Annotated in this window: 22 protein-coding genes; 14 read left to right on the top strand and 8 right to left on the bottom strand. The window is 51.3% G+C overall.

What is annotated here, in order from left to right; genetic code table 11:
• The first annotated feature begins 58 nt into the window (after positions 1–58).
• The 10 genes from hemW (at position 59) to IMY23_RS14230 (ending at position 10,693) form a co-directional block, all read left to right on the top strand.
• Complete coding sequence (hemW, locus tag IMY23_RS14275; RefSeq protein ID WP_192822737.1) at positions 59–1,195, top strand: radical SAM family heme chaperone HemW; 1,137 nt, start codon at positions 59–61, stop codon at positions 1,193–1,195.
• Between the two features lie 654 nt (positions 1,196–1,849).
• Positions 1,850–2,977 (top strand): MBL fold metallo-hydrolase, encoded by a 1,128-nt coding sequence (locus IMY23_RS14270; protein ID WP_225986511.1) that lies wholly within the window; start codon positions 1,850–1,852, stop codon positions 2,975–2,977.
• 92 nt (positions 2,978–3,069) lie between these two features.
• The gene (locus IMY23_RS14265; RefSeq protein WP_192822736.1) at positions 3,070–3,981 is read left to right on the top strand and encodes a bestrophin family protein; all 912 of its coding nucleotides are present in this window, start codon (positions 3,070–3,072) and stop codon (positions 3,979–3,981) included.
• Positions 3,982–4,149: 168 nt separating this feature from the next.
• The gene (locus tag IMY23_RS14260; protein ID WP_192822735.1) at positions 4,150–5,262 is read left to right on the top strand and encodes an SGNH/GDSL hydrolase family protein; all 1,113 of its coding nucleotides are present in this window, start codon (positions 4,150–4,152) and stop codon (positions 5,260–5,262) included.
• A gap of 36 nt (positions 5,263–5,298) precedes the next feature.
• Complete coding sequence (locus tag IMY23_RS14255) at positions 5,299–6,030, top strand: SIMPL domain-containing protein (RefSeq protein WP_192822734.1); 732 nt, start codon at positions 5,299–5,301, stop codon at positions 6,028–6,030.
• 9 nt (positions 6,031–6,039) lie between these two features.
• Positions 6,040–6,612, top strand: a complete 573-nt coding sequence (locus IMY23_RS14250; RefSeq protein WP_192822733.1) for a pentapeptide repeat-containing protein — start codon at positions 6,040–6,042, stop codon at positions 6,610–6,612.
• A gap of 147 nt (positions 6,613–6,759) precedes the next feature.
• Positions 6,760–7,620: a LytTR family DNA-binding domain-containing protein gene (locus IMY23_RS14245; RefSeq protein ID WP_192822732.1), complete on the top strand. Its 861-nt coding sequence runs from the start codon at positions 6,760–6,762 to the stop codon at positions 7,618–7,620.
• A gap of 131 nt (positions 7,621–7,751) precedes the next feature.
• Positions 7,752–9,041, top strand: coding sequence for an erythromycin esterase family protein (locus IMY23_RS14240; RefSeq protein ID WP_192822731.1), 1,290 nt, complete (start codon positions 7,752–7,754; stop codon positions 9,039–9,041).
• Positions 9,042–9,119: 78 nt separating this feature from the next.
• A complete protein-coding gene (locus IMY23_RS14235) occupies positions 9,120–9,929 on the top strand; it encodes a cyclase family protein (RefSeq protein WP_192822730.1) in 810 nt (269 codons plus the stop codon).
• Between the two features lie 41 nt (positions 9,930–9,970).
• Entirely contained in the window at positions 9,971–10,693 is a 723-nt protein-coding gene (locus tag IMY23_RS14230; protein WP_192822729.1) for a hypothetical protein, read from the top strand.
• A gap of 84 nt (positions 10,694–10,777) precedes the next feature.
• Here IMY23_RS14230 and fbaA read toward each other — a convergent pair whose 3' ends face one another.
• Positions 10,778–11,845 carry a class II fructose-bisphosphate aldolase gene (fbaA, locus tag IMY23_RS14225; RefSeq protein ID WP_192822728.1) on the bottom strand — a complete coding sequence of 356 codons (1,068 nt, stop codon included), beginning with the start codon at positions 11,843–11,845 and terminating at the stop codon, positions 10,778–10,780.
• 51 nt (positions 11,846–11,896) lie between these two features.
• Entirely contained in the window at positions 11,897–12,172 is a 276-nt protein-coding gene (locus IMY23_RS14220) for a 2TM domain-containing protein (protein WP_192822727.1), read from the bottom strand.
• Positions 12,173–13,025: 853 nt separating this feature from the next.
• On the opposite strand from IMY23_RS14220, the gene polA reads away from it, so the two are divergent.
• Positions 13,026–15,893 (top strand): DNA polymerase I, encoded by a 2,868-nt coding sequence (gene polA / locus IMY23_RS14215; RefSeq protein ID WP_192822726.1) that lies wholly within the window; start codon positions 13,026–13,028, stop codon positions 15,891–15,893.
• Between the two features lie 95 nt (positions 15,894–15,988).
• On the opposite strand, the gene IMY23_RS14210 is transcribed toward polA, so the two are convergent.
• The 4 genes from IMY23_RS14210 to IMY23_RS14195 form a co-directional block, all read right to left on the bottom strand.
• Positions 15,989–16,354, bottom strand: coding sequence for a lipocalin family protein (locus IMY23_RS14210; RefSeq protein WP_192822725.1), 366 nt, complete (start codon positions 16,352–16,354; stop codon positions 15,989–15,991).
• Between the two features lie 290 nt (positions 16,355–16,644).
• The gene (locus tag IMY23_RS14205) at positions 16,645–17,058 is read right to left on the bottom strand and encodes a lipocalin family protein (RefSeq protein WP_192822724.1); all 414 of its coding nucleotides are present in this window, start codon (positions 17,056–17,058) and stop codon (positions 16,645–16,647) included.
• Positions 17,059–17,280: 222 nt separating this feature from the next.
• On the bottom strand, positions 17,281–18,567 hold the full coding sequence (locus IMY23_RS14200; RefSeq protein ID WP_192822723.1) for an SGNH/GDSL hydrolase family protein: 1,287 nt from the start codon (positions 18,565–18,567) through the stop codon (positions 17,281–17,283).
• Positions 18,568–18,587: 20 nt separating this feature from the next.
• Entirely contained in the window at positions 18,588–19,835 is a 1,248-nt protein-coding gene (locus IMY23_RS14195) for an OmpP1/FadL family transporter (RefSeq protein WP_192822722.1), read from the bottom strand.
• Between the two features lie 259 nt (positions 19,836–20,094).
• On the opposite strand from IMY23_RS14195, the gene IMY23_RS14190 reads away from it, so the two are divergent.
• Complete coding sequence (locus tag IMY23_RS14190) at positions 20,095–20,988, top strand: NAD(P)/FAD-dependent oxidoreductase (protein ID WP_192822721.1); 894 nt, start codon at positions 20,095–20,097, stop codon at positions 20,986–20,988.
• Between the two features lie 404 nt (positions 20,989–21,392).
• Here IMY23_RS14190 and IMY23_RS14185 read toward each other — a convergent pair whose 3' ends face one another.
• Positions 21,393–22,214, bottom strand: coding sequence for a cyanophycinase (locus IMY23_RS14185; RefSeq protein ID WP_192822720.1), 822 nt, complete (start codon positions 22,212–22,214; stop codon positions 21,393–21,395).
• Between the two features lie 112 nt (positions 22,215–22,326).
• Here IMY23_RS14185 and IMY23_RS14180 point away from each other — a divergent pair, with 112 nt between their 5' ends.
• Both IMY23_RS14180 and IMY23_RS14175 read left to right on the top strand, forming a co-directional pair.
• Positions 22,327–23,853, top strand: coding sequence for a rhodanese-like domain-containing protein (locus IMY23_RS14180; RefSeq protein ID WP_370589857.1), 1,527 nt, complete (start codon positions 22,327–22,329; stop codon positions 23,851–23,853).
• A 230-nt stretch (positions 23,854–24,083) separates the two neighbouring features.
• Positions 24,084–24,860, top strand: a complete 777-nt coding sequence (locus tag IMY23_RS14175) for a DUF481 domain-containing protein (protein WP_192822719.1) — start codon at positions 24,084–24,086, stop codon at positions 24,858–24,860.
• A gap of 69 nt (positions 24,861–24,929) precedes the next feature.
• Here the strand turns inward: IMY23_RS14175 and arfB are convergent, their stop codons facing one another.
• Positions 24,930–25,334 carry an alternative ribosome rescue aminoacyl-tRNA hydrolase ArfB gene (gene arfB, locus IMY23_RS14170; RefSeq protein WP_192822718.1) on the bottom strand — a complete coding sequence of 135 codons (405 nt, stop codon included), beginning with the start codon at positions 25,332–25,334 and terminating at the stop codon, positions 24,930–24,932.
• Positions 25,335–25,661: the final 327 nt, after the last annotated feature.

Here is a 25,661-nt window from a genome sequence, read left to right as displayed (position 1 = left end):
GCTTACATTAGATGGCGCTCCGCTGGAATACAACGTTTAAAAACCCCATTACCGCATTTTGGCCGGAATATATCTGCACATCCCTTTCTGTAAACAAGCCTGCCATTACTGCGACTTCCACTTCAGCACGTCCTTAAAGCTGAAAGAAGCCGTGCTGGCTGCCATGCACCAGGAAATTCGCCTGCAACAAAATTACCTGTCCGGCGAAACCATTGACACTATTTACTTCGGCGGTGGCACGCCTTCCATTTTATCAGTAGCGGAACTGCAAGGCCTGCTGGATACCATTCACCTCGTCTTCCCGATAAATCCAGCCGCAGAAATCACAGTGGAAGCCAACCCCGACGACCTTACGCCCGAAAAACTGCTATTACTCAGCCAATCACCCGTGAATAGATTAAGCATTGGCGTGCAGTCGTTCCACAACCCGCATCTACAGTTGATGAACCGTCCGCACACCGCTGGGGAGGCCGAGGGGTGCATTCAACTGGCGCAGGAACTAGGTTTTGATAACATATCTCTGGATTTGATCTACGGAATTCCCGCCGAAGACGAAGCGCTCTGGGAACAGGATTTGGCCAAGGCCTTCGCGCTGAACGTACAGCACCTTTCCTGCTACGCCCTCACCATTGAGCCCAACACCGTTCTGGGGCACAGGTTGAAAAAAGGAACGTTCACACCCGCCGAGGAAGAAAGCGTGGCGCAGCAGTTTGAACTCTTAATGACCCAGGCCAAAACCCACGGCTTCCTGCACTACGAAATCTCCAACTTCTGCCAGCCCGGTTTTGAAAGCAAGCATAACAGCAGCTACTGGCGGCAGACACCGTACGTCGGCATCGGGCCCAGTGCGCATTCCTTCAATGGCAAAAGCCGGCAGTTCAACGTGGCCCACAACCCACAGTACGTACAGGCACTGAGCCAGGGCCAACTGCCCTGCACCGTAGAAGAACTGACCGTAGAAGACCGCGTGAACGAATATGTGATGACCACCCTCAGAACCAGCTGGGGCTGTGACACGCATTATATAAGGTCGAAATGGAATGTGGATTTAGTAGCCTTGCACGCGTCGTACCTCCAGCAGATTATCGCCAAAGGCCTTATGCAAGAAAACGAAGGCGTGTTGCTTTTAACTGAGGAAGGGAAGTTGCTGGCCGATGAAATCGCCCTGGATTTGTTCTTACTGAAAGAAGAGTAAGATATGGCATTCAGTTTTCGGCTTCATTTCCAGAAACGAGCCCAAAAACGGGAAACCTGATAAATCCCCTCTCCCCCTGGGAGAGGGTTAGGGTGAGGGAGTACTTTAATAATGATTGAGATATATTTAACGCTCTATCACACTTTCAGATTTATCAATCCCCCCGTGCATGTGATTTCCCAATAGACCAGCAACGGGGATTAGTAAATCCCCGACAGAGTGGTTCGGGATTAGAAATCCCGAACAGCATGGGGCACGCAGATCGTCTCCTAAGAAGGCTCAAGATGTTTTTTTTCATTTGCCCACGCATTTCATGTAGGGGCGTATTGCATACGCCCTTGCGGTGGCAGCAGTAATGTTCCAAGTCATTTCTAAAATACAGTTCAATTACGAGCATCAATTGACCGGGAATGCGCAGGGCGTATGCAATACGCCCCTACAGTTTTCTACAAAGGCTCCTTAATTTGTACGCTTTGATAATCTTTGCTTTTCCAAATGCCTTTGTTTCTTGAAATCACCTTTATGCCCCAACTTCTTTAGAGAAAGTCGGAATGCATACAAATAAAAGCCAGCCTTAAAACCAACGTACCTGGTATCTTGCAGGGGGTAAACATTTTGCCTTGCTGCCAGTATGTCAAGAAACATTCAAGTGTAATGAAGAAATTTATGATTATTCTCTTTTCCATACTAGGGTCGGTGGCGGCGGGCGGGGCCTTGTTTATGGCGTTTGCGCCGGAGTTTGGGGCCGCGGCGCAGGGCCAGAGCCTGGATAGAATCAAGAAATCGAAGCAATACAAAGACGGCCGGTTTGAGAATGTGCACTACACGCCTATGATGGACGAGTCGTCGTTTGGGGAGAAGGCCAAGATTTTCGTTTCGTTCATGAAGGGCGTGGAAAATTCATCGCCCATAGACCAATTGCCCATGATGCGGCCCACGCAGGCGGAGTATCTGGCACCTTCTAGTAGTGCAGCGCCTGAGATTACGTGGTTTGGGCATTCGGCAGTGTTGATTGAACTGGACGGGAAACGCATTTTTGCAGATCCTATGCTGGGGAAACGGCCGTCGCCGGTGTCGTTTGTGGGTTCCAAGCGGTTCAGTGACGAATTGCCCATCAAGATAGAAGACCTGCCGCCGCTGGATGTGGTTCTGCTCTCGCATGACCATTATGACCACCTGGACCGCGGCTCCATTCGCAAGCTTAAAGACAAGACCGGCCATTTTGTGGTGCCGCTGGGCGTGAAGGCGCATCTGGTGAAATGGGGTGTGCCCGAAAACAAAATCACGGAGCTGGACTGGTGGGAAAACACCTCGGCGGCAGGCATTGAGTTTGTGGCCACGCCGGCGCGGCATTTCTCTGGCCGTAGCCTCACCGATAGAAACAAGACGCTTTGGTGTTCTTATGTGGTCAAGGGTCAGAACCATTCTATTTACTTCGGCGGAGATTCTGGCTATGACACGCACTTCAAAGAGATTGGCGACAAATACGGGCCTTTTGATTTGACAATGTTGGAGTGCGGGCAATATAATAAAGCCTGGCAGTACATACACATGATGCCCGAGCAGACCGCGCAGGCGCACCTTGATTTGAAAGGAAAAGTCTTAATGCCCACGCACTGGGGCGCTTTCTCCCTGGCCTTGCACCCCTGGAAAGAACCTATTGACCGCCTAAGCAAAGCCGCCGCGCAACAGAACATACAACTGGCCACACCCATTATTGGGCAGCGCTGGGCAGTGGGCGAAGTGACGCTCTTTAAGAAATGGTGGGCTACGCTTGAGTAGAAATTCCTGTTTTAGGCCTTGTTTCTGGAAATGAGCCCCAAAACAGAAAGGCCACAAACCGGTTAACTTTTGCAAACAACAATTAGCTGGCCATGCTTTTATCAGAAAATATCCCCTTTAGGTACATCTTCCAAAAAATACGGGTAGATGTGCTGCGGGTGCTGCTGTTCTCCATAACTTTTCACATTATCAAATCCATCTGGGCCGACAACTGGCCTCCCATTCCCTCGGCGCTGCCATCTGTGTTAGGTACGGGCATTTCTTTGCTGCTGGCCTTTAACCTGAACCAGTCGTACGAGCGTTGGTGGGAGGCCCGCATAGTCTGGGGCGCCATTGTGAATGACTCGCGCGCGCTGGTGCTGGAACTCAAGGCCTTCATTTCACCCGAAGACGCCGAACGGCCGCATATACAGGGCATTTTCAGGGGCATGGCGTTTAGGCAAATGGCGTGGTGTTACAGCCTGGGCCAGAGTTTGCGCAAGCTAGACCCGCTGGAAAACCTGCACCAATTCCTCTCTCCGCAGGAAATTGAGTACATTCAACCCCATTTAAACAAGCCGCTGGCCTTGCAGGTGCTGCACATGGAAGACCTGAACCAGTTGTTTAGGCACAAGGTGCTCAACCACATGCAACAGACCCAGTTGGCCGCCATTATCTCACGGCTCTGTGATTCTATGGGCAAGGCTGAACGCATCAATTCCACGGTTTTCCCGGCCACGTACAGCATGTTCATCCACTTTTTCATCTACCTGTTTCTGGTGATTCTGTCCATCACGCTGGTGGAAACTATTGGTGTGTATGAGATTCCTGTGCTCACGGCGGTGGCTTCCACGTTCTTTCTGGTGGAGAAAACGGCCCGCCACATGCAAGATCCCTTCCGGAACAAACCCACAGACACGCCTGTAACTGCCATCGCCCGCACTATTGAGATCAACCTCAAGCAAATCTTAGGCGAAAAAGAAATACCTGAGCCGCTCAAGCCAGACGGTTATTTCCTGATGTAATTCACTAGCGTTTATACCTTTTACGCAAACCCGTTTTGGGGCTCGTTTCTGGAAATGAGCCCCAAAACGGGTTTCTTTTTCTGAAAATTCTTGGTCATGGCTGCACCGACATGTGGGGAGAATCTGTAGTTTTGAACTGTTGGGTTTCCCTGGCTTTTCCGGTTTCTTATGATTTTTCTCAATTCGAGTTTTAGAAAATACTCCTTGCCGCTGCTGCTTTGGTGCGGCGCGTTTCTTGGCGGGTGTGCAGGCTCTAAATCAGTTTCTGTTTCCGCGCAAGACGAAAGATTAGCCTATATGGGCCGGGTGGGCAAACCAACGGCAGAAACTACGGAACTGTATTGGTCGGGCACGTCTGTCAAACTTAATTTTGAGGGAACAGGCGTGCAGGCGCGCCTGAAAGACAACACCGGCAACAGCTACTACAACGTGATTCTGGACGGCGACAGCATTACTGTTATTCAGCCAGACACCGTGCAGAAACTCTATGACTTGGCCGCGCAGCTACAACCCGGCAAACACACGCTGGAACTGTTCAAACGCACCGAATGGGACAAAGGCACCACCACGTTTTATGGCTTGGAACTGGCGCCCAACACCAAACTGCTGCCCGCGCCTGCCCCGCCCAAACGCCGAATTGAGTTCTACGGCAACTCCATCACAGCCGGCTACGCGGTGCATGACTACTCGGGCAAAGACTCGTGGCGCGGCCTCAACACCGACAATTACGTGAGTTACGCCGCCCTCACCGCCCGCCGCTTTAACGCTGATTACACCTGCATCTGCAAAAGCGGCATCGGTATTACCGTTAGTTGGGAGAAGGATATTATGCCAGAGCTGTTTAACCGCCTCAACCCGTCTGACCCCGCCAGCCAATATGATTTCAGCCGAAACCCCGCGCCAGATATTGTGGTCATCAACCTGCTCCAGAACGATTCTTGGATCATCAACCTGCCCAACAACGCCGAACACAAACGTCGGTTTGGGAACGCGCGGCCTTCGCCTGAAACCGTGGCGGCGGCGTACCAGAACTTCGTGAAGCAGATACGCGCCGTGTACCCCAACGCCCACATCATCGCCGCGCTGGGCAACATGGACATTGTTAAATCTGGCTCGGTGTGGCCAGCCCTGGTGCAGAAAGCCGTGGAAGATTTGCAGGATTCTAAAATCCACACCTTGGTCATGCCTTACAAAAATACGCCGGGCCACCCGCGGGTGGAAGAACAGCAGGCCATGGCCAATCAGTTGATTACCTTTATTGAAGAGAAGATACAGTGGTAAGACCGCTGGTTTTGTTTACATCGTTAAAAAAATCCCATGAAATTTTTTTTGCTAGCCCTGCCATTGTTTTTTCTTACCCTTTCTGCCTTTTGCCAGGCAGATAAAAAGAACCCAACTATTGATGTTATTGGCAGCGCAAAAATCACGGTGAAGCCAGACGTGGGCGTTTTGATTATCAGTATCAAAAACAATCACCTCAACTTCAGTGAAGCAATTACCGGTTTAAATACCAAGACAAAAGACATTACAAGTCAAATTGCCTCCATCGGATTTAAGGAAGACGATATTAAGACCACTGACTTTACTATCAATAAGCACACGGTCTATGTAAAGGAAAAAGAGATGGAAGTGGACAGTGGGTACGTGGCTATGCAGAGAATCAAAGTCGATTTCAAAAACAACAAGGAAACTATTACGAAAATCCTCAATACGTTTGCCAAGAGCAGAACAGACTTCACCCTGAATTTCGACTTTAAGCTCTCTGATGAACTGAGAACAAAAGTTCAGGACGAACTGATAAAACTTGCTATTGAAAACTCTAAACACAAAGCACAATTAATGGCTCAGTCTACCGGAGTTCGGTTAGGCAAAATTATAGACATCAGTTATGGCAACCGCTACTATGGTGGTATGCAGGATTTGGAAGACAAGGCTACTAGCGCAGATATGGTTGAGGCAAATGCTGTAGGAACTGGACCAATGATGGGCTTCACCCCAAATGATTTGGTATTTATTGATAATGTGTCTATCATCTGGTCAATAAAATAGGCTTTCCCCATGAAAGAAATCCTGCACGAAAACAAGGTATTTGAGAACATCACCTACGCCAACCAGGGCATTACCGGCCGCGAGTTTGACGGCTGCACGTTCAAAAACTGTGATTTCTCCCACACAGACCTGTCGCGTAACGGGTTTTCTGAGTGCGTGTTTGAGGCGTGCAACCTGAGCATGGTCAAGTTCGCAGACGCCAAATTGCAAGACGTGCGCTTTCTGAACTGCAAACTGATGGGCGTGGATTTCAGCGGTTGCCATGACTTTCTGTTTTCGGTGGCGTTCACGGGTTGTACGCTGGATTACGCGTACTTCGGGAAGAAGAATTTCAAGAAAACCACGTTCAAAAGCTGTAGCATCAAGGAAGCCAACTTCACTGACACCGACTTGACCAGCGCCGTTTTCCTGGACTGTGACCTGCAGCGCACCGTGTTCCAGCGGAGTAACCTGGAGAAAGCAGATTTCACCTCGGCGATTAACTACGCCCTGGACCCAGACCTCAACCGCATCAAGAAAGCCAAATTCTCCCAACAAGGCGCGCTGGGGTTGCTGGCCAAATATGACATTATCATCAAGTAAAGTTCGTGTACGCTGATTTTTCCGTTTTCGGCTTCATTTCCAGAAACGAGGCCGAAAACGGACATTCAGAAATTAATCCCTGGCCGCAGAAGCCTTTCCCCGCCAGAAACTGCTTATCTTTAACATCTTATTCCTGTAGAAGTTGAGATGATGCTTTCGTTTTTCCGGCAGCCGTACCCTTTGAGTGAATTGACCCTTTCCAGAACCCTGGTGTTGTCGGTGCTGTTTGGGGTCATTATTGCGTTTACCTTGATTGTGTTTCAGCCGTTCGGTTCCTACAACTGGCATGACCCGTCTAAGAACCTGATTCTGGCTGGCTACGGGTTGGTGGCAGCCGTGTCCGTTTTCCTCAATTTCTATGCGCTGCGGCGCCTGTTACCTACGCTCTTTGTGGAAGCCCGCTGGACGGTAGCCAAGGAAATCATCTGGAATCTGGCCCACTTCGGGACGGCCGGATTTCTGTGCACGGCGTACGGCGCGGCCGTGAAGGTGATGCCGTTCTCGCTGGCGCAGATCAGTTACATGACCATGATCGCGTTTTTCATGGGTCTGGTGCCGGCGGTGCTGCTGGTGCTGATCAACTACGTGTTCATGCTGCAGAGATACAAGCCGCTCACGCCGCTTCCGCACAAAGAACCTGCGCCACCGCTGGCCACGCCCGCCCAAGACCTGTTGCTCACCTCTGAAAACGAGAAAGACGCCCTTACCTTGCCTGCGCATAACCTGCTGTTCATTGAAGCCGATGACAACTATTGCACCGTGGTCTACCTGGAGCAGGGCAGCGTGCACAAGAAACTGTTGCGCACCAGCCTGAGCCGACTAGAGAGCCAGACAAGTGCGTTAAACATTGTGCGCTGCCACCGGTCTTACCTGGTGAATTTAGACAAAGTGGAATCGGTGAGCGGCAACGCGCAGGGTTACCGGCTTCACTTCCCGCACACGCCGGGCACGGTGCCGGTGGCAAGGGCATCTTCTGGTGTGGTGAAGGCGGCGTTTGCGCCTATCTAATCGCCCCAAGCGGCGTGCCGTTCGCCCCAAAACGTGCCTATAGCCCCAAAAAAGGCGCATTTTGCCCCATTGCCAAGCGTTGCGTTCTGGGCCGCCGTACTTTTGACGAAACGATTCACCAACCCTTCGTCATGAAAAAAGTACTTAAAAAAATCGCCCTCTTCCTTGTTCTCACCCCCGTTGTATTACTCCTGCTGGCCGGTCTGGCGTACGTGGTCTATGGCCTGGTGGCCGTGGGCGGCGAAAGCACTCCGCACCAAGCCTACCTGAACCAGCACAAGCAAAATGTGTCTTTCTCGGGCACGCCTTCGTTCCCTATTTTTGACGAAGCCTTCTACCAGAACCAGGTTTTCTTTCTGGGTGAGGCCCACGGCACGGCCGCCCCGCAGGAACTGGATTTTGCCTTGCTCCAGCACCTGCACCAGAAAGTGGGCCTGCGCTATTACCTCGCCGAAGTAGACCAAAGTCAGGCTTATTTCCTGAACCAATACCTGCGCACCGGACAGGAAGAAAACCTGCAGCAGGTATTCAACTTCTGGGCGAAGATCAATGCGCAGTGGGGCAATCAGAATTTCTATGACAAAGTCAAAAAGATCCATGCCTTCAACCAGACCCTTCCGCAAGACCAACAGATCCAGTTCCTGGGCATAGATAGAATTCAGGACACCGAAACCCTGCACCTTCACCTGAAAACGCTGTTACCAGAGACGGCTTCACCTGAACTGTCACCCGTAGCCCAACTGATTGATACTGACACGCTTAACCTTGACTCTTTGGTACAAGCCGCCAACCAAGTGCTGCCTGGTTTAACCACCGACACCGCCAACGCCGATCTCAGACACACCCTCCAAAACGTGGTGTACCTAGACCAGAAAGTAAAGCGCGACAGCGTGATGTACCTGAATTTGCACACGTTGGTGCAGGAGCAAGGCTTGCAGCAGGAGAAACTGTACGGCATGTGGGGCATTTTCCATACCATTCCGGTGAAGGTGGAGCGCGGCCTTCCGTTGGCGTATCTGTTGCAACAACCAGAATCTAGCTTCAAAGGCAAAACGGTGTCTATTGGCGTGTACACCCTAGACAGCGAAAGCATGATGCCGGCCGCCGCACTTCCGGCGTTCCTGAGCAAAGGCCAGCGCTTCGTGAACACCACCTGGGCGAACAATGATGGTCCCATGGTCTTTGTGAACGGCATCAAAGACCTGCGCGCCGCCGCCGGGGACAGCCCCATGACCATGTTTAAAACCGACGCTGCCGGTTCTCCTTATTTAACCTCGACACGGCTGGCCAGTTTTGAAGTGTTGATGCCCAACCAAAGCATTGCCTTCGCCGAGGCAAATCCCAGCATCACCAAGGTGTTCCCGTATGTGTGCCTGGTGCAGAAATCAGAGGCCACCACGCCGTACACGGCTAGGCTGTAACCTGAATTTTTGCGGGAGTGGCTGGCGCTGCTCCCGTTTTTGGCTTAGATTCGTGAAATGAGCACCAAAACGACGGCCATGCTTTCAACCTCCGCCACCATCACGTTCAGAGACAAAGTTTATCAGTTCAACCCACTGAAACCGCTGGATATTTCCCTGCCCTTAGCGCCGGGGCCAGAGAACGTAAACTGTTTCTGGGCCGAGCCCGTGAAGGTGGACACCATAGTAGTCGGGGATTTTGTGGGAAGCGTGGCCTTGGGCGGCTCCACCAATTACCAGCGCGTGCACCTTACCCCGCACGGCAACGGCACCCACACCGAGTGCTACGGCCACATCTCGCCAGATCCCGCGGCTACCTTAGACCAATGTTTGAAACGGTTTCTGTTTGCCGGGCAAGTGGTGTCTGTTGAACCTCGAGTTCAGAAGAACGGCGATTTGGTAGTGATGGCATCTGATGTTTTGACCGCATTAGACATTGATTACCTGCCAGAGGCCTTAGTGTTGCGTTCGTTGCCAAACTCAGAAAGCAAACGCACCGCGCAGTACTCCGGCACCAATCCTTGTTATTTAGAACCTGCCTTGGCTGCATTTCTAGCTGTTAATGGCATAGAACATTTGCTCGTGGACTTGCCCTCTGTGGACCGGGAAGAAGACGGCGGGGCTTTGCTGGCGCATCATGCGTTCTGGCAATATCCTGCTGCTACACGGGATTCTGCTACTATTACTGAATTAATTTTTGTGCCAGATGCCGTGGAAGATGGATGGTATTTATTGAACTTGCAGGTGACCAGTTTGGTGATGGATGCGAGCCCCAGCAAGCCCGTGTTGTATGCCTTGCGGCCAGTGCCTGCTGAAGGCGTCGTTTCCTTTGACCAACCTCCGCATTAAGGTTTTTTTGAATAGCTAGCAAAGGCTATAGCTCTGCCTACATGGGGATTCCCCCTTTGAAGAGGGTGAAGGGGATGTTTACACTAAATGGTTTTATGGATTTGCCTTTTGTAAGGCATCTACCATTAAATGATAAAATCATGCCTAAACTACTCACATTTTGCTTCGGGATTTTTCTTCTAATATCCTGCAGTAAAGAGAAGAATGTGGAATTTCATTTGCCATCTAATTCTGACGTTCAAGCAATAATAACAGCTATCATTAAACATGATAGTCTTCCTGTACTGTTAAATCACAAAGATTCTTATGCGCTAAGTTCTGATATATTGGAATTTAAACTTCTTACAAGTGATTCTATTACTCCACCTATCATGCCTGGGACAGGGATTAAATTGAAGGATTTATTGTTAGTCAAAGCTGATTCTTCAGGAAACCATTATCTTTTCTCACACAAGGATTCGACATATTTCAGGTTTCTAGAGAAAGCATGGTTAAGAAAGCGTACGGCTATCACAAACCTGAGAGAAAATGGCGTAAAAGTTGAATCACTTTTGCTTTTGGAAGAAGCATTAAATGAATCACAAGAGAAGGCGAATGCATTCTTCATTTTCTCAAATCCGGTTTTCTCACAAGATCAAACTAAAGCTTATATAGAATTAACTTTTGCTTGTGACAGGCTGTGTGGCTATGGCCATTCCTTTAGCTTAAAAAATGAGAAAGGTAAATGGCGAGTTGTGCATAAGGAAATAACCTATTTTGAATAAAAAAGCCGCTCCCAAAGGATCGGCTTTTTGCTGGCTGAGACTTTTCCATTCGCACATCAGCACATGAAAAAATCAGCACCTGAATTAGGCGTTGCGGTTGATGCAGTTCAAATCCTCGAAGGCTTCTTTCAGGCGGGCGATGAAGGTTTCTTCGCCTTTGCGCAGCCAGACACGCGGGTCATAGTGCTTCTTGTTGGGGCTGTCTTCGCCGTCTGGGTTACCGATCTGGCCTTGCAGGTAATCGCGCTTGCCTTCATAGTAATTCTTGATGCCGTCCCAGAACGCCCATTGCATGTCGGTGTCAATGTTCATTTTGATAGCACCGTACTCAATGGCTTCCTTGATTTTCTCCTTCTCAGAGCCAGAGCCGCCGTGGAACACAAAGTCTACCGGGTTAGGGCCTGTCTTGAATTTCTCCTGAATATATTCCTGTGAGTTACGCAGGATTTCAGGGCGTAATTCAACATTACCAGGCTTGTACACGCCGTGCACGTTCCCGAAAGCGGCGGCCACGGTAAAGCGGTTGCTCACTTTGCCTAATTGCTCGTAGGCGTGAGCCACGTGCTCGGGCTGGGTATAAAGGTGCTCGCTGTCTACGTCTGAGTTGTCCACGCCATCTTCTTCGCCGCCGGTCACGCCCAGTTCAATCTCAATGGTCATGCCCAGTTTGTTCATGCGCTCCAGGTAAGAAACGCAGGTAGAGATATTCTCTTCCAGGTCTTCCTCAGAAAGATCCAGCATGTGCGAGCTGAACAGCGGTTTGCCGTGCTGCGCGTGGAATTTCTCGCCGGCATCTAAGAGACCGTCAATCCAAGGAAGCAATTTACGGGCGGCATGGTCGGTGTGCAGGACCACGGGAACGCCGTAGGCCTCGGCCATCAAATGCACGTGCTGCGCACCGGAGATGGCCCCGGCAATAGCGGCGGCCTGACCGTCATTGTTTAAGCCTTTACCGGCAAAGAACTGGGCTCCGCCTTGAGAGAACTGGATGATAACCGGGGAATTCACCGCTTTGGCTGTTTCCAAGACCGCGTTGATGGAGTTGGTACCAATCACGTTGACAGCGGGCAGCGCAAAGTTATTGTCGTTGGCGTACTTGAACAGGTCCTGTACTTCGTCTCCGAACAGAACCCCAGATCTAAATGTAGGCATGGTTAGCTATTTTGGTCTATGTACAAAACTACCAAAATTACCTTTAGGTTTTCAAGAATTCTTCTTGTTGGTGAGTTTGGCGTATTCACGCTCAGTGGCGTCTTCGCCGTGGCTGTGGTAGGCGTCAAAGTAACTGAACAACACGGCCATGCCCCAGCCAAACGTGCCCCACACCGGCCACGGCACGCCCGCGTTCTGGTTGCCCCAGTCTTTGTTGAAGTACCACACGGCCCACAGGAAAAGATTCACCACCGCGTACGTGAACAGGTGCCGCTTGAACCCCACCCGTTTCTTGGCGATGCGCCACAGCGTTTTGTCTTTTTCCATTTCCATAGCCGAAAGTTTATATAGTGAAGAGTAAATATATAAGAATTTAGGATAAAGTTGTGCGACAGAAAGAAGAATATGGATTTCGTTTTTGGCCTCGTTTCCGGAAATGAGCCCGAAAACGCACCACCCCCAACCCCTCCTAGAACAGGAGGGGAGTTCTCTGGAATACGAGGGTGTGATCGGACACAATGCGTGGGAGACAAGGCGGTGCCTGGTCTCTACACACAATCCTAGTTTCGCCGCCATTTCCAATCCAGAGCCCGAAAACGCACCAGACCTCACAGGTGTCCAAAACCTGTGAGGTCTTTCCTTGCAGACTGCCTGCTAAGCGCGCACCTTTCCAGGCTTTCCCTCGAGCGCCTCGCGGGTTGGCCTTGTAAGGCAGTGCGATGAAACAAATATCAGAGTTGGCCAAGACGGGCAGTGCGAGAGGGGAAGGCGGGGCCTCGCGGCCGTGAGCGCTCGGAGCCCAGCTATGGAACAAGCCGTCTTGTAGAACTCAGGATCAAACTGTTATTTGGAAGGAAGGTGTATTGCGTGCACAAAAGCTGATTGAACCGCAGTTTTGGTTGTTGGTGATAACACCAACAACGGCGAAGGATTGCCTGCACTACTATAGAAATTGCGAAGGTGGAAAGCAAGAATCTTCGTTAGATCCTTCGACAAGCTCAGAATGACATTTTTGGGTTAATTGAAGCTGCTCAGAATAACAGCGGAAAAGAAATTCTCGTTTTCGGCTTCATTTCCGGAAACGAGCCCGAAAATGCAACCCAAACCTTTCCTACAAGCATCAGTTAAAAGAATCAAACCCGTTGCACAGCTTCTGCTTTGCCCGTACCTTCGCTAGCCTATGAGTACACCAGACAAACGCCTTTTTCTCTTAGACGCCATGGCGCTCATCTACCGCGCCCACTTCGCGTTCAGCAAGAACCCCCGCATCAATTCCAAGGGCATGAACACCGGCGCCGCGCTGGGTTTCACCAACACCCTGGTAGACTTGCTCAACCGCGAAAAGCCCACCCACATTGGTGTCTGTTATGATGCGCCCAGCAAGACCTTCCGGCACGACAACTTTGTGGAATACAAGGCCAACCGCCAGGCCATGCCCGAGGATATTTCCATCGCCATTCCGTACGTGAAAAAGATTGTGGAGGCGTTCGGAATCCCCGGCATGATGATGGACGGGTTTGAGGCCGATGACATCATAGGAACGCTTTCCTGTAAGGCCGAGAAAGCCGGGTTTGACGTCTTCATGATGACGCCCGACAAAGACTATTACCAACTGGTCACCGACCATGTGTTTGTCTACAAACCTGCGTTTCTAGGCAATGCCATCGAGATTATTGACAAACCCAAAGTCTTAGAGCGCTGGGAAATCAGTGACGTGAAACAGGTCATTGACATTCTAGGCTTGCAGGGCGATGCGGTGGATAATATTCCCGGAATCCCAGGCATCGGTGAGAAAACGGCCAAGACGTTGATTCAGAAATATGGCTCCGTGGAAAACCTAATTGCGCACTCCCATGAACTGAAAGGCAAGCAGAAGGAGAACGTTGAGACCTTCGCGGAGCAGGGTTTAATGTCCAAGGAATTGGCCACTATTCACCTAGACGTGCCCATTGACTTCGACGAAGACGGCCTGCGCTATGACGGCCCGGATATGGACAAACTGGCCGCGCTGTTTGACGAACTGGAGTTCCGGCAGTTGGCGACGCGCGTGTTGGGCACGGCTTCGCCGGCCGTCCCGAAGCCCATTTCCAACAAACCCACCGTGGGCAAAGGCGTCAAGTCAGACAAACCCATGGGACAAACCTCGCTGTTTGACATGCCTGCCGCCGAGACCGTGGCCTTTGAAGACGGTACCGTAGAGGCTGACAATTCCGGCTACGTCACGGGCACCCGCAAAACCATTGACACCACGCTGCACGAATACCATCTGCTCACCACGCCCGAGCAACGCGCGCAGCTTCTGAAATACCTAAAACTGCAGAAAGAAGTCTCCTTTGACACCGAAACCACCAGCATTGACGCCATTACGGCGCGTTTGGTGGGAATCTCGTTCTGCTATATCCCCGGTGAGGCGTACTATATTCCCGTGCCGGCCGATGATTATGAAACCACCCTGGAGATAGTGCAGGAGTTCAAGGAAGTGTTGGAAAGCCCCAGCATCACCAAGATTGGCCAGAACATAAAGTATGACCTGGTGGTGTTGCAGCGCTACGGCATTGACGTGCAGGGCCCGCTCTATGACACCATGCTGGCGCACTACCTGCTGGAGCCCGACATGCGCCACAACATGGATTTGCTGTCAGAGACCTATCTGCATTACACACCCATTTCTATTGAGACGCTGCTGGGCAAAGGCAAACACCAACTCACCATGGACAAATTGCCGCCGCTGCAGGTCTATGAATATGCCTGTGAAGACGCCGATGTCACCCTGCAACTCAAGAATTACTTTGACCCGCTGCTGGAAAAACAAGGCCTGAAAAAGCTGTTTAACGAAGTGGAAAATCCGCTGCTGCGCGTGCTGGGTCACATGGAGCGCGCCGGCGTAAGCATTGACGCCGAAGCCTTGGCCGAGTCCTCCATTTCCCTGGAAAGCAGCATTAAGGAGATTGAGCAGAAGATTTTTGAGCACGCGGGCATGGAGTTCAACATCGGGTCACCTAAACAACTGGGCGAAGTCTTGTTTGACCGCATGAACCTGGGCGGAAGCAAAATCAAGAAAACCAAGACCGGCCAATACGCCACCGGTGAGGAAATCTTGTCTAAACTGGCCTTTGAGCACGAGATAGTGCAGCTGATTCTGGACCATCGGCAGCTGACCAAACTCAAGAGCACGTACGTAGATGCGCTTCCGCAATTGATTTGCCGCGAGGATAACCGTCTGCATACGTCGTACAACCAAGCCGTAGCCGCTACGGGCCGTTTAAGTTCTACTAACCCCAACCTGCAGAACATTCCTATCAGAACCGAGAAAGGCCGCGAAATCAGGAAAGCGTTTGTGCCCAGGGATGAAAACCACGTGCTGCTTTCCGCGGATTACTCGCAGATTGAATTGAGAATCATGGCGCATTTCAGCAATGACGCTACCATGAAAGAGGCTTTCCAGAACGGGTTGGACATTCACGCCAGCACCGCGGCCAAAGTTTTTCATGTGCCCGTTGACCAGGTAGATTCTGATATGCGCCGGAAAGCCAAGACCATCAACTTCGGGATTATCTACGGTATTTCAGCGTTTGGTTTGGCTGAAAGATTAGCCATTCCGCGCCGCGAAGCCGCGGAGATTATTGAAGCCTATTTTCAGGAATTCCCTGCCGTGAAACAGTACATGGACAGCGCCATCAATGAAGCCCGCGAGCAGGAGTTTGTGGAAACTTTGCTAGGCCGGAGACGCTACCTCAGAGACATCAACAGTCGCAACCAGAACGTGCGCGGCTACGCCGAACGCAACGCCATCAACGCGCCTATTCAAGGAACGGCCGCCGACATCATCAAGATTGCCATGATCAACATTGACCAGTGGCTGAGAGATGAGAAACTGGCCAGCCGCATGATCCTGCAGGTACATGATGAATTGGTGTTTGACGTGCTCAAAGAGGAATTGCCGCTGGTACAGGCCAAAGTGGAGGAACTGATGAAAAACGCCTTCCCGCTGACCGTACCCATGGAAGTGGGCCTGGGCACCGGTGAGAACTGGCTGCAGGCGCACTAGGCGTTTTCGGGCTCATTTCTGGAAATGAGCCCGAAAACAGGAATTACCTAAACAGGAAGAGGCGACCCCAAAGGTCGCCTCTTCCTGTTTGTAAGCTATCTTAATTTCCTGAAAGCAATTCTATACCCATCACTGGAACTTATGTCAAGCTTAGAACTTGTGAGCGTGTTAATGGTGAAGGTTTCCCGGTCTGGCCCGTCTGAGATGGTTAGCTTTTTCCCGCTGATTGAATATTCAAAGGACTCGTCAAAATCTCCGTCATCATACCAGGTCAGTTCGCCGTCATCAAAAACCCAGGTATAGTTGTCAGATTCATCTACCCCGTCGGTTTCCTGGGTGATCAACCATTCGCCTTCAATGGCAGACGCGTTGATGTCATCATCTTCATCATCGTCTTTGCTGCAGGCCGTGAAGACCAGGGCAAACGCCGCTAGCAACATAAAAAGTAAATTCTTTTTCATAGCATAAGTACTTTAAAGTGTGACAGTTTTGGTCTCTTTTGAAGAGAGCCCAAATATGAAATATTTTACAGAAAGCTAAAAAGAACCAAGAGGCAAATGTGCCTGCCCGGCAGCAAAATACCTACTTCTGAGTAATGGAAACGCTAAATATGGTGCCTTTACCATAGCAATGAAAGCCTCCCGTTTTTGGGCTCAATTCTGAAAATGAGCCCAAAACGAGAAAGGTTTTAAACAAAGCGGGGCAACCTGGTGGCTGCCCCGCTTTTATGGGTTGTGTGTAGGCGTGTTGCTTACAGTTTCCTGAAGGTCATTCTATACGTGCCCGTTTGCCCTCCGCCTGACACAATAAAACTGAGTTTTAACGAAGTGCTAGACACGGAGTCAATGGTCCAGGTTTGCGCAGGGCTGCCATCTGTGGGCTTGATGGTGATTTTGTCACCGCTAATGGTGTACGGCGCGGGGTCATCCGGAACGCCCTCATTGTAGATGGTGGCCTTTCCGTTTTTGAATTCAAAGATAACGTCTTCCCCTTCCAGCATGTCTGCGGTGTTGGTTCCCACAGAGAGCGTGAAGGCAGTCATCTGCCAACGGCCTTCAATGTTTGATGTTTTTACATCATCATCCTCGTCGTCGTCATCATCGCCGCAGGCGGAAAACACCAGCGCGAAGGCCGTGAGCAACAAAAACAAGTAGTTCTTTTTCATGGGGTTGCGGTTAATAGGTGAGCAATGTTTCTGAAAGAGTTGTTTGTGTTACAAGATAGAAATCTCTCTCTTTCCCTTCTTAACATAATGCTCCCTTTTTTCATAAATGCCTTAAAAATACCTACTTATAGGTATCCATTCCTCGGTTCTTATTCTGACATAGGCCCATAAAAAAACCCGGCACTGGCCGGGTTTTTATTTGAATAGGAAGTTGGTGTCTGCCTAAGGAATGCGCACCGCTCTGAACTGGGTTACGTCAATGGTAGGCACGGTAGCACCGTATTTGGCATTTATGATTTTCAGCAACTCATTGGCAACAATGGCATAGCCTCTAGGCGTAAGGTGTACTCCGTCTAAAGAGAAGATATTGCCAGTAATGAAAGCCGGTGTATGTCTTACGCCGTTGATTACCAAACCGGGTTTAATGGAGTTAAAATACGCGTTCATGTCTGCGTAGGCTACATTTTTAGCAGTGGCAGCGGTAGAAAGCATGGTATTGAACCGCGTAGTGGCGTTTTTCACGTTGGTCACCTCTGCCGCGTCTAATACCTCGCCGTTGCCTAGCGGGTTGTTTGGCGTGAAACCGTGCGGAACCTGGGTACCTCCTAAGTTGTCTGGCTCTCCCACTCTGGAGGTAAGCAGCACATAATCTTCAGCGGTGGCTGGTCTCACGGCACCGTCACCGGCGGTGATGAACAACCGGGTTCCGGCCGCCTGGGCTTGGGCCATAATGGCAGCCGTGGCTTTGGTGGTAAAGAAAGGAACCGACGTCACATCTGGAATATTGATTACCACGCCTTTGGCAGGAAGCACAGACATGATGGCATTTAAACTTCCCTGGAAATTGGCGTCTGAGGTGATAGCTACTTGTCCACCAGAGGTAGCGTAGCCTAACACGTCATTGTTGCCTAACCACATGGTAAAGAAAGTAGCACCGCTGGCGGCAACTCGCTGCACATAAGATTGCAAAGGGGCCGTAGGATTAGTAGCCGTACCGTCTGCCGTAATTCTCTCAAAATACGGATTGCCCTGTGAACTGCCGTAGCCTGCCACGGTCACGTGCTCCATTCTAATGCCTGGTATGCCTAGATTCTGTACGGGGCCGGTATACTCATCTTTGAAGAAAGGATTGCTGGCAGACTCAGTGGCTAAGTTATTGGTAACCGGCTGCAAAATAGGCAAGCCAGAAGAGGTGAAACCCGAAAGCCGAATATAGCCTGAGCCATTTTCTTGCCCCGCCGAAAACAGCGGCTGCGTAAAGTCGCCGCCGCCAACATACCTGAACTGGTTAGCCAGAATGTTAGGGTAAGACTGCAGCTGTCCTTCTAAATAAAGCCCGTTGTCTTGGTAACCCGCGGTCAGCGAGTTACCGATGGCCACATACTTGCTCAGGTCCAGGGACCCTTGGCTTACAACAACATCGTCTTCAAATTCCGGCTCACAACCGGCAAACAGAAAGGCGGCAGACAGTAAGGTGGCCGTGCCTATTTTATGGAATAAATTTTTCATGGTGTCTTACAGGAAAGAAATTAAAACTTATAGTTCACGCCCAAGCCAGGGATGTACGCCACAGATTTGTAGGTACCCGCCACGCCGCCAGAAAGGTCAGCTCTGTCTGAACGCTCTTTTTTGTTGAGGTACAGGAAAGAAGCGTCAAGGTCAATTTTCTCAGTCAAGGCCAGGGTTAAACCTACAGAAACACCTCTGGAGTCAGCGTCTGGGGTTTCTGGGGTGAGGTAACCGTCTTGTACTGGTGACTGGTCATAATAAGCACCGGCCCGCACAGTAAGCAGGTCAGAAGCCTGGTACTGCACACCACCTCTAAAGATGAAGGCATCTTCATAGTTACGGGCACTGGTGCTGCTGGTCACTCCTTGGCCACCGGCGTTGCCGTTGAACTCAAACGTAAGGGCTTTGTAGGCGCTCCACTCCACGCGTTGCACGTCAAAGGCAAACGTCAATTTGTCGGTTGGTTTAATGCCCACGCCCAAGGTGATATTAGCAGGCATGGGTAGTTCCGCGTTGAATTGGGTAGCGGTGAAGTTAGAAGCCACCGGCGCGGCGCTAGGAATTCTAAACGTCACATCGCCTTCGTCTACTTTCATGTCAACTCTGGAGCGGTAATTCAAACCCACAGAGATTTTCTCTGACGGGGCAAAGTACACCCCCAGGTTAAACCCGATGCCGCTGGCCGAACCGTCCAACTCCAAACCGCCTTCCTGGCCATTGGCCAAATCCAGCGGAATGCTGCGTTGCAGGTTCACGCCGCCCAGGGCGTACACAAACCCGGCGCCAATCCCCAACTTGTCAGAAATGCGGTAACTTACGGTTGGCTGCACAAAAATAGCCTGCAATGTCAGTTCATTCAGACCGAAACGGCCCTGCCAGGAGTCTCCCCAGTTCACAGAAGAACCGTACGGTGTGTACACGCCCAAACCAAAACGCAAAGCGCTCTCTGCCTGCCCAAAGGAGGCATACACCTGAAACGGCGTGCTCAAAGGGTTGTCTGTGTAAGATTGTGCAATGCCGGGGCTAGGCTCGCGGTACGCTATTTTGGCATTCAGCGCACTGATGCCCAGCTGAATACCGTTCTGGCGCAAATGGGCCAACGCCCCAGGGTTAAAGAAGATACTGCTCTGGTCCAAGGCCAGGCCGGTACCTGCGTGGCCCATGCCTATTTGCTTCTGCCCTTGCAGGTTGGCCTGGTAACCGCCGGCGTTCACTACGCCCGCCGTGAGCATTGCGCCCCCTAAAAAGGCTAAAAATTTACTTTTCATGCGCTTATTCTGTTAAAAGATACGTGTTTACAGGTCTTGACAATTTGTTAATCAAATATAGAAAAACGGAATAGATTTTCTAATAATAGTATGCATGGGCACTATCTTTTTTTTGAATTTAATTTTTTACCCGCTTTCCGTCACTGGTGCGCCGGCTGGTCTGCCCCCGCTTATTTCCGTTTTCCTGGAAAAAAAAGAACCGCAGCCCATCTCTTTTAAACCAGTTGCGTTAACCATGGTCTGGTAAAGATGAAAAGGTATGTATGATGTTCTTATTGTAGGGGGCGGACCCGCCGGCCTGAGCGCGGCCATGCTGCTGGGCCGCTGCATGCGCAAAGTGGCGCTGTTTGACACCGGGGTCTATAGAAACTCCTATTCGCACGCTATGAACGGGTTCATTACCCGTGACGGCACCCCGCCCCAGGAGTTCCTGCAACTGGCCCGCGAAGACTTGGTCAAGTACGAGGTGGCTTTCAAGCAGAAGCGCATCATGAAAATCACCAAGGAAGGCGATATGTTCCAGGCTTATGACGAGGACGAACAAGTCTACCTTTCGCGCAAAGTGCTGCTGGCCACCGGCCTCTGCGACCGCTGGCCCAAACTAGAGGGCGCCGAACCTTTTTACGGTACCAGCATTCACCACTGCCCGTACTGTGACGGTTTTGAGTCGAAGAACAAGCCGTTGGCCGCCTACGGCCTTGACCGGAAAGCCATAGGATTGTCTTTGTCCCTGAAAACCTGGAGCAGTGACGTAATGCTCTTCACAGACGGCACCAACAAACTCACCCGCGAAGACCGTGACCTGCTGGCCCGCAACAAAGTAGACATCTGCACCACCGCCATTGAACGTTTAGAGGGCGAAGGCACCGAACTCAAACGCATTGTGCTCAAGAACGGCACCGTAGAAAACCGCGAGGCCCTGTTCTTCGCCACCGGTTCTGACCAGCACTCAGACCTGGCCCGGCAACTCAACTGCGACTTCACCAGCAAAGGCGTAGTCAAAACCTACAAGCACCAGCAGACCAACGTACCCGGCCTCTACGTAGCCGGCGATGCCGCCCGTGACATGCAATTAGTGATTGTAGCCGCCGCCGAAGGCACCAAAGCCGGCGTGGCCATCAACATGGAACTGCAACAGGAATTCAGGTGCTGAGTTTTATAGACTGATGCTTTCAAGGAATTCCCGTTTTCGGCTTCATTTCCAGAAATGAGCCCGAAAACGGGAATTTTCTTTTATTCTTGGCCAGATTCCGCGCAATAGAACATCTTTATTTCCCAGGAATAACACGCATTTCGTCCCCCTTTGAAGGGGGTAGGGGGATGAAAAGGACGCTTGGAAAACCATCAGCTAAAGAAATTCTAAAAGAAAATGATTCTCGGGAAATCCCAACATCTGCAAGAGTCATCATCCCCCTACCCCCTTCAAAGGGGGACGAAATGCGTAAAACTCCCGTTAGGGCAATACTCAAGGGAAAAAGTTGCCATTAGTATTTTGAATTTCAACTTCCCGTTTTCGGGCTCATTTCTGAAAATGAGCCCGAAAACAGGAAATTCAATCTAGGCTTGTACGTTCTTTTTCTGTTGGGAAAGTTTGCGGAAGCTTCGGTCTGTGAGGCAGTATTCGTGGCCTTCCACCAGCAGGTGCATGGTGAGGTTCTCAATGGCAATGGGGTCGCCTTCGTCCACTTCGCTTAAATTAGAGTAGCGCACCTTGGAGCCGTCCATGATGGTGACCACACCGGTACCAAACACCTCTACGTGGTTGCCGTTCTTGATGATGATGCCCGTTTCCTCGCCTAAGCCAATGCCCACAAACTCGGGCCTTTTAGAGACCGCGTGCGCCAACCGGCCAAACCGGCCGCGCTCGGTGAAATGCGTGTCAATAAACACGTTCTCAATAAAAGAGAGGCCGTCGGTGGTTTTTACTTCGCCTTTCATGAGAGAATAAGAACCGTAGCCTTCATAAATCATGCGGTTTGACATGGCCGCCGCGCCGGCGCTGGTACCCGAAATGGTGATTTCCTCTTCCTGGAACCGCTTTTGCATGAGTTGGTGCAGTTGGGTGCCGCTCAAGAATTCCTTTAACCTGAGTTGGTTGCCGCCGGTGAAAAAAATGACTTCGGCGCGGGCTATGCGGGCCAGGTTCTCTGGTTTGTCGGCCAGGTTGTCTTCATCAATGTGCATGAAGCGCACGCTGCTGCAGCCCAGTTCCTCAAAGGCTTCTTTGTAGGCCTGGCCAGATTCCATGGGTTCCAGCGTGGCGGTAGTGATCACTTCTATGTGCGAGTCTATGCTGCAGATCTCTGACCTGATGAGTTGAATCAATCCGTCGTCATCGCCGCCGCCCAGGGCAATGAGGGTTCCTTTGGCATTTTCCATTGTGTCAAACTAAAAATAAAGGTGGGCGCTTCTGAAATTGAAAGAACCACCTGAGGGAAATAAACGGGTCTGGCGCCTGGCACCACCAGGTATAACCGGCAAACAGAGGCGCATGTTACAAAATCATGAAGGAAAACCCACCATTGCTTTCGGCAAGGCCGAAGGTACGAAAACCCTGGCGCACCCACCTCGCCTAAAAAACCAGTGGCAGATGACCATCAAATTTCTGACATTCACGTTTAATGTCCACAGCCAGCCTTACGCGCGGCGCAATCCCCCTACGGTTATGAAAATAGAGCAGTTTGAAGATAAAAACCTGGCCCAGTTCTCTTACATTCTCATGAGCGACGCCGAGATTGCGGTCATTGACCCGGCCAGGGACCCCAAGCCCTATGAGGAATACGCCATGCTGCATGACGCCAAGATCACCGCCATCATAGAAACGCACCCGCACGCCGACTTCGTGAGCGGCCACCTGGAGCTCTCTGAGGCCAAGCAGACGCCCATTTACGTGAGTTCCAAGCTGGGAGCCACCTACAAACACACACCTTTTAACCACGGCGATGAACTGAAGATTGGCAACCTCACGCTGCGCGCCCTGGAAACGCCCGGCCATTCGCCCGACAGCATTTCTGTGTTGGTGCTGGACGAAAACGGAAAAGAACAAGCTGTGTTCACCGGCGACGCCCTCTTGCTGGGTGATGTTGGCCGGCCAGATTTACGGGAAACGGTGGGCCATGAAACCAGCTCACGCGACCAGTTGGCCCGCCAGATGTACCACACCACCCGTGAGATCTTCATGAAACTGCCCGATGACGTGCTGGTGTACCCCGCCCACGGCGCTGGCAGCCTCTGCGGAAAATCCATGAGCAAAGCCAAATCCAGCACCATTGGGGAAGAGAAAGCAACCAACGCCGCGCTGCAACCCATGACCCAAGACGAGTTTGTGACCTACCTCACCTCTGAGCTTCCGTTTGTGCCCAAGTACTTTGGCCACGCCGTGGAACTGAACCGAACCGGCGCGCCCAAATATGACTCGGCTATCAAAAAAGTGCCTATTCTGGGTCCAGACCACAAACTGGAACAAGAGCCTTTGGTCATTGACACGCGGCCCCAGGACCAGTTCAGACAAGGCCACCTGGACAGCTCCATCAACCTGCCAGACGGGCCCAAGTTTGAGACCTGGCTGGGATCAGTGGTGTGGCCAGATGAACCGTTCTACCTTATTGCCAGAGACGAAGACCAGCTGCGCGAACTCATTTGCCGCACGGCCAGCATTGGCTATGAAGGCAACATACGCGGTGCCATTCTCACGCCGCCGGCCGCCGTGGAAACCGCCCCTACTTTAGATTTGGCCCACTTCAAAGCCAACCCAGACCACTACACCATCCTGGACATAAGAAACACCAATGAGGTAAAGGAGAAACCCATTTTTGCCAACGCCCTGGCCATTCCGTTGCCAGAACTACGGGAGCATCTGCAGGAAGTCCCCACCGACAAGCCCATTGTGGTGCACTGCGCCAGCGGCTACCGGTCTGCCGTAGGGGCCAGCATTTTGACCGCCGTGGTAGAAGACGTGTCCGTGTATGATTTAGGCGATGCCGTGACTCAGTTTATGCCTAGCTCGGGCCAAGCGTAACCTCCCTTCACCGGTTTTATAAAAGCTGGAAACAAGTCGGCTGGTTCATCTAGTATTCCATTTTCGTTTTGGGGCTCATTTCTGGAAATGAGCCCCAAAACGGCGCCATGTTGAGCCGCGTTCACAGCGGCTTTTTTTATTCTTGGGCGGCGGGGCGTATCTTTGCGGCGAATCAGTTCCGCCTTCCTCGGCTTTTAGTGCGTATGTCTTTTGCCCGTTTTTGCCTTTTCTTGTTTTGTTTTCTGCTGTTTGTATTTCGGGCGCCAGCCCAGATTCTGAATGTGGAGAAAGTGCGGGTGGAACGGGATTCCTCTAACTATTTCACGGGCAAGCTGGGCGTGAACCTCAACCTGTTCAACCGCCCCGTGGGCCGTGAAGGCCAGACCGATCATTTCATTGGCCTGAACGGCGTGGGCAACATTGGCTACGTGTCTGAGCACAACACGTATCTGCTGTTAGGCTCCTACAACTACGTGCGCCTGCGCGGCGAAACCCAGATAGAAACCGGTTACGTGCACGGGCGCGTCACGTTCCAGCGCAAGAAGCGGCTGTCGTATGAAGCCTTCGGGCAGGTGCAGTATGACTATAACCGGGGCCTGGAACTCAGGGCTTTGGGTGGCGCGGGCATCAGGTTTGCGGTGGTACGAAAAGAGAACATCAGGTTTAACGTGGGCACCGGCCTAATGTACGAGCATGAGCGCTGGCGCAACCTGCAGGAAGATTTCTACCTCAAAAAACACATTCCCAAGCTCTCTAATTACGCCAGCGTGCGGTGGCCGGTGAATCCGTTTCTGGAGGTGAGCACCATTCATTACTACCAGGTGGGCTATGACCAGCCAGACGGCATGATGCGGCACCGCTTCTCGGGCGATGTGTCGGTGACCATGAAGATTAACACGCGGTTCCAGCTGGTGAACACGTTCAGCCATTCCTACGAGAACCGACCGCTGGTGCCCATTCCCAATTACCTCTACAGCCTCAATAACGGCATTCAGGTCAGTTTCTAACGCGGGTTTTTATTGACGTCGAAGTTCTGTTTTCGGGCTCATTTCTGGAAACGAGGGCAAAAACGGCTCTTACTCATCTGACGGCCCGGCGCGGCGGTTGGCTTTCTTCTGGCCTTGTTTCTGTTTGCTAGCCAAACGTTTCTGCACCGCTGACTTAGAAGGTCTGGTTTTCTTTCTAGGTTTGGGCCGATGCAATGCTTTTTCTAGCGTTTCATAGAGCTTGGCTACCACCAATTCTTTGTTGGCGAGCTGGCTTCTATCTTCCTGGCTGGCCAGGTGCAGAAATCCTTCTTTGTTCAATTTTCCGCTCAGTTTCTCCAGCAGCAGGTCTTTCTGTTCCTGGCTCAGCAGCGCCGAGTTCGCAATATGGAACCACACTTCCACGCGGCTGGCCACCTTGTTCACGTTCTGCCCGCCCGGCCCGCTGCTCCTTGATGTCTGGAACGCCAATTCTGTGGTTAAGTCTGGTAGCATAATTTTCTCTGGGCAATTCTCTTTTTCCTGTAGCGGCTTACAAAATACAGGGTGCATTCTGCCCGCACACCTGTTCACTTCTGAACGAATTCTGTCCGACGCTGGACAATTCTACACGCCCCAAATCAGCAGATAAATTTACAATAAACTGAATTTCAATCATTTATAAACGTGGCATGTGTTTGGCAAATATAGTTGGCACAGGAGGCAACGGCTAACGCTTGTTCTGCATCTTTCAAGTGAGGCTGGCAAGGAAGCGAACTTGCCAGTTTAAAAACATAGAAGTGTGGCAGATGCAACCCTTCTAAAACCAGAAAGTCTATCTCT

It is taken from the genome of Rufibacter sp. LB8 (genome assembly GCF_014876185.1).
In the GTDB taxonomy this organism is placed as follows: Bacteria; Bacteroidota; Bacteroidia; order Cytophagales; family Hymenobacteraceae; genus Nibribacter.
The sequence above is the reverse complement of the archived record's forward strand: the minus strand, read 5'-3'. Positions and strand labels throughout refer to the sequence as shown.